A 5194-nucleotide genomic window follows, 5' to 3' on the forward strand; every position below is an offset into this window, starting at 1 on the left:
GCTCAACACCAAATAACAATTCAAGAGGCCGAATGGTTAGCAGTGGACGGTAAGAGTATTAGGTCTACTGTCAGTGACTGTTATGGTTCTTACCAAGACTTTGTCAATGTTGTTTCTGTGTTCAGTAATTGTCAAGGAGTACCTGTAGCCATAGAACAATTTCACGTGGGAAGAAAGTAGTGAAATTGCTGTTGTCCAAGCCATATTGGCTAGTTTAAACCTTGAAGGAGTAGTTTTTAGTTGCGATGCTTTACATTGTCAAAAAAAACCGTCAAGTTAATCATTGACAGAGGTAACCATTACACAATAGCAGTCAAGGGTAATCAAAAAAAACTGTACCAGCAAGTACAACTAACAACTGAACAAACACAACCAAGTAGTGTTGATATATCAGAAGATAGATCTAGAAATCGTGTGGTTTGTAGAACAGTGTCTGTGTTTAATAATCTGTTGGGAATTAGCTCTGAGTGGGAAGGAATTAAGTCTGTGATTAGAGTTGAGCGTCAGGGTACACGAGCAAGTGTTGACTATTATCAAACAGCTTACTACATTAGCAGTCTGAAATTAAGTGCAGCAGAATTTGCAGTAGGAATTCAGGGACATTGGGGAATTGAGAATCGACTACATTGGGTTAAAGATGTAGTGTTTCGAGAGGACACAAGTCTAATTCGGCACTCTCAAGCTGCTGCTAATTTTTCTGTGATTCGTCAGTTGGCGATCGCTATCTGTCGCCTTCATGGTTATTCTTCCCTCACTACTGCGATTCGTACCATTGCTCACGATTTGGAGCAGATTTTTCTGATGATTATAAATCTAGAACTGTAGTCATTGAGAATTGAAATTGGCCCATACACAGAACCTCACTCCCCCCTAGTTTTCGATTTCAATAGTTCTGGTATTGGCGATCGCGACTGATATTAGCGATCGCGACTGAGTCTGTGACATAAATTTTTCCTGTATAAGTATGATAATTTAGGGGAAAAGACTATGAAATACTTGACAATATGGCCAAACTTGTACTCCTCAATATTTTTCTCTGGCGACAATGAATTAGCCCTGCCTACTTTGGGTGGAACAGGATTTCAAAGTCCCCCAGGATTGGGGGATTTAGGGGGCAAAAATCTCAGAGGGGAGAAAAATGTATCTAGCTCCCCTAGTCCCCCTACTTTGGGGGAACAGGATTTCAAAGTCCCCCAGGATTGGGGGATTTAGGGGGCAAAAATCTCAGAGGGGAGAAAATGTATCTAGCCCCTAGCCCCCTACTTTGGGGGAACAGGATTTCAAAGTCCCCCAGGATTGGGGGATTTAGGGGGCAAAAATCTCAGAGGGGAGAAAAATGTATCTAGCCCCCCTAGCCCCCCTACTTTGGGGGGAACAGGATTTCAAAGTCCCCCAGGATTGGGGGATTTAGGGGGCAAAAATCTCAGAGGGGAGAAAAATGTATCTAGCTCCCCTAGCCCCCTACTTTGGGGGGAACAGGATTTCAAAGTCCCCCAGGATTGGGGGATTTAGGGGGCAAAAATCTCAGAGGGGAAGGGAAAGATTTTTATGTGCCGCCGATATTAACTAAAACTTGGTATCATACCGGAGCTTGGCAGCGTTATGGTTCTCTGTCTCGTCAGTATGAAAAGGAGTATTTTCAGGGGGATAGTCAAGCTTATCAGTTGCCGGATAGTATTTTTGCTGATTTGCATGGGGAAGTTGATGCGGAAACCAGTCGTCAAGCTTACTGGACGTTAAAGGGAATGGTGCTGAGGGAAGAGGTTTATGGGTTAGATGGTTCTGAGTTTGAGGATAAACCCTACGCTGTGACTGAAACTAATTATCATGTCAAGTTATTGCAAGGGAAAGGGGACAACAAATATGGGGTTTATTTTGTTGAACCAAGGGAAACTTTAAGTTATCAGTATGAACGTAATGCTGATGATCCACGCATTAGTCATCAATTTGTTTTGAAGGTGGATGATTATGGGAATGTGCTTCGTTCTTGTTCGGTGGCTTATGGAAGAAGACCCAACCCTAACCCAAACCACCCCCAACTCAACCCACCCCTAACCCAACCCACCCCAACCCAACCCACCCCCAACCCTCCCTGGAGGGGAGCAGGAGGGGAGCAGGAGGGGAGCAGGAGGGGAGCAACTGAATTTAAAAGTTGTAAGTGAGGAGAATCGGTTTATTAATGTTAGGGAAGAAGATGTTAATTTACTAGGTATTCCTCTAGAGAATAAGAGTTATGAAATTACTAATCTTGCTTTAAAGTCTGGCGAGCAATATTTTAGTTTCCCTGAGATTGATGATTATTTAGAACAGGTTTTAGATTCTTCTAATTCCAATTTATTGAGTTGGCAACGTCATTATTATTGGTCGCCGGAATCACAAAAATTACTGCCGTTTGGAGAAGTTAGTCCGGAAGTTTTGCTCTATCAAATCGAAGTTGCAGAATTTTCTAGGGAACAGGTTCAAGAGGTATTTAACAGTGCATTAAATCAAGAACAATTGGAAAATTTACTTTCAACAGAAGGAGGATATCAACTAAAAGAAAATTATTGGTGGAATCCTGGATTAAGACAAATTTACAATAGCTCAGATAAATTCTTTTTACCACAAGCAACAATCGACCCTTTTGGGAATGCTACTACTTATGAATATGACTCTTATCACCTAGTTACTGTTAAGGTGACTGATGCTTTAAATAATCAAATTGTGGTGGAAAAGGTCGATTATCAAACTTTACAAATACAACGAATCCGGGATATTAATCAAAATATTTCTGAGGTGCTTTTTGACCCTATGGGGATGGTGATTTTTACCTCTTTTTATGGAACTGAAAATGGAGAGTTAAAGGGTTTTTCACCACTGGATAACTATCAAGTTAAGGAGTTGCCTAACTTAGAACAATTAATGGCGAATCCCCAGGATTATTTACAAAGTGCTGCTAGTTATTTCTATTATGATTTGTTTGCTTGGAAAGATAATAATGTTCCGGTTCATGCTGTTAATTTAATTGCTGAAGATTATGGTAATAATGCTCGAATCCTAACCAATATTTCCTATAGTGATGGGTTTGGTAGGGAGTTGCAAAGTAAGGTGAAGGTGGAGGGTGGACTGGCGTTTGACCTAACCCAACCTAACTCACCCCTAACTCAACCTAACTCACCCCTAACTCAACCTAACCCACCCTAACCCCTCCTAACCCACCCTAACCCCTCCTAACCCACCCTAACCCCTCCTAACCCACCCCTCGCCCCTCCCTCCCAGGAGGGAATAATCAGGAGGGGAAAAACTCACCCCCAGCCCCTCCCAAGAGGGGAGCATGAGGAGCGCTGGTTAACTTCTGGCCGCACAGTTTATAACAATAAGGGTAATCCGGTTAAGCAATATGAACCTTATTATCTCAATACTTATCAATATGTAAATAATGAAATTCTCAATCAGTTTGGGGTGTCTGATACTCTATATTATGACCCCCTAGAAAGGGTGATTCGCACCGAGACTGCTAAGGGATTTTTTAGTAAGGTTGAATTTACTCCTTGGGAAGAAAGGAATTATGATGAAAATGATACGGTAAAAGATTCCAGTTTCTATCAAGATTTCCTGGAAAATTATCCAACTAATCCTACAGAAGCACAACGGAATGAAAAGAATGCTTTGGAGAAGGCGACAGTTTTTTACGATACTCCTGTAATTAGGGTTTTGGATAGTTTAGGAAATGCTTTTCTAGTAAATGATAATGGCTTAACTTCTTACTATAAATATGATATTCAAGGACGGTTAATTGAATCTATTGACCCTCGTTTGTATGCTGCTAATTTGAGTCAGGGAACGACTTATTATAATTTCAAATATCGCTATGGGCTGAGGGTGGGAACTGAAGAAAACCCCGTAAATCCTTTAGTAACAGACAGCACAGATGGGGGAATTAACCTCAGTCTAGATAATGCAATGGGGAACCATTTATGGAATCGCAGTCCGAGGAATTTTGACCAAGTAATTTATTATGATGAGTTACAAAGAAAGGTCAAAGTTAGAACTAAAGGTATCAAGAATGATGGGAATATTGCCACTGATAATGTTGTAGAAACATTTATTTATGGGGAAAGTTAACCCAATGCAGAAGACTATAATTTGCGGGGAAAACTTTATCAACTGCGCGACCAATCTGGGGTAATTACTAATAGTAAATATAATCTCCAAGGAAATATTCTGGAAACGACTCGGCAGTTAACTCAAAATTACAAATATTATGTTAATTGGGATGAAAATGTTGAGTTGGAAGAAGAAATTTATACTAACAAATTTGCTTTTAATGCCATTCAACAGTTAATTGCTGAAACTACTCCTGATGGTTCTGTAAAGACAAATAATTATAATCTTTGGGATTGTTAGAAAAGATTACAGTAACATTACCAGATGGTACATTACAGCCGATTATTAATGATATTGAATATGATGCTAAAAGTCAAAGGGTTGCTGTTGCTTATGCTAATGGGGTGAACACAAATTATAGTTACGAGGAGACAACTTGGCGTTTAATTAAGCTGTATAGTACTAGGTCGAATCTAGATAGTACTGGGAAGGAACGCAAGTCTGTGATTCAGGACATCGCCTATACCTATGACCCGGTGGGAAATATTACTCGTCTTAAGGATAATAGTTATGAAACGGTTTTCTACAACAATCAAATAGTAGAACCTCTGTCTGATTATACATACGATGCTCAATATCGATTGATTAAAGCTAATGGCAGGCAGCATCCGGGGATTAATGCTAGGACTCATAAAAATAACGGCGAAGATGGGGATTTTAAGCAGAGTAAGTTTGTGCCAATTAGTGATAGTAATGCCTTGGAAAATTACCAGGAAAGTTACACCTATGATGATGCTGGAAATTTAATTAAAACTACTCATATAGCATCTAATTCTTGGACGAGAAATCAGGAAATTATGCCTAATTCTAATCGGTTGAAAACTGTTAGTAGTAGTAATGGATTTATTGATGCTTTACCGATTACTTATGATCGTTCGGGAAATCAGCAACAGCTTAATGGTAATAGTACTATTAAGTTGACTTTTAATTGCTGTGAAAATTTAGTTCAAGCTCGAATTATCGAACGTGAAAATTTGCCTGATGATAGCGATTATTATACCTATGATAGTGGTGAAATGCGGACTCGTAAGGTGTCGGAGCGTTTGGT

5 protein-coding genes and 2 pseudogenes are annotated in these 5194 nt (G+C 39.9%); all 7 read left to right on the plus strand.

The window, feature by feature from the left end; translation table 11 throughout:
- Nucleotides 1-180, plus strand: a pseudogene (locus SAGCYANO_RS34260) (hypothetical protein); the annotation flags it as partial.
- Nucleotides 181-255: 75 nt separating this feature from the next.
- Nucleotides 256-825 carry an ISAs1 family transposase gene (locus SAGCYANO_RS34265; protein WP_202220848.1) on the plus strand — a complete coding sequence of 190 codons (570 nt, stop codon included), beginning with the start codon at nucleotides 256-258 and terminating at the stop codon, nucleotides 823-825.
- A gap of 674 nt (nucleotides 826-1499) precedes the next feature.
- Complete coding sequence (locus SAGCYANO_RS34270) at nucleotides 1500-2162, plus strand: toxin TcdB middle/C-terminal domain-containing protein (RefSeq protein WP_202224135.1); 663 nt, start codon at nucleotides 1500-1502, stop codon at nucleotides 2160-2162.
- A gap of 175 nt (nucleotides 2163-2337) precedes the next feature.
- Complete coding sequence (locus SAGCYANO_RS34275) at nucleotides 2338-3183, plus strand: hypothetical protein (RefSeq protein WP_202224136.1); 846 nt, start codon at nucleotides 2338-2340, stop codon at nucleotides 3181-3183.
- Between the two features lie 258 nt (nucleotides 3184-3441).
- Nucleotides 3442-4104, plus strand: a complete 663-nt coding sequence (locus tag SAGCYANO_RS34280) for a hypothetical protein (protein WP_202224137.1) — start codon at nucleotides 3442-3444, stop codon at nucleotides 4102-4104.
- Between the two features lie 21 nt (nucleotides 4105-4125).
- Entirely contained in the window at nucleotides 4126-4386 is a 261-nt protein-coding gene (locus SAGCYANO_RS34285; protein WP_202224138.1) for a hypothetical protein, read from the plus strand.
- Nucleotides 4374-5194: pseudogene (locus tag SAGCYANO_RS34290) on the plus strand (hypothetical protein); the annotation flags it as partial. The gene SAGCYANO_RS34285 and the pseudogene SAGCYANO_RS34290, both read left to right, overlap by 13 nt.

Source organism: Okeania sp. KiyG1 (assembly GCF_014132355.1).
GTDB lineage: Bacteria > Cyanobacteriota > Cyanobacteriia > Cyanobacteriales > Microcoleaceae > Okeania.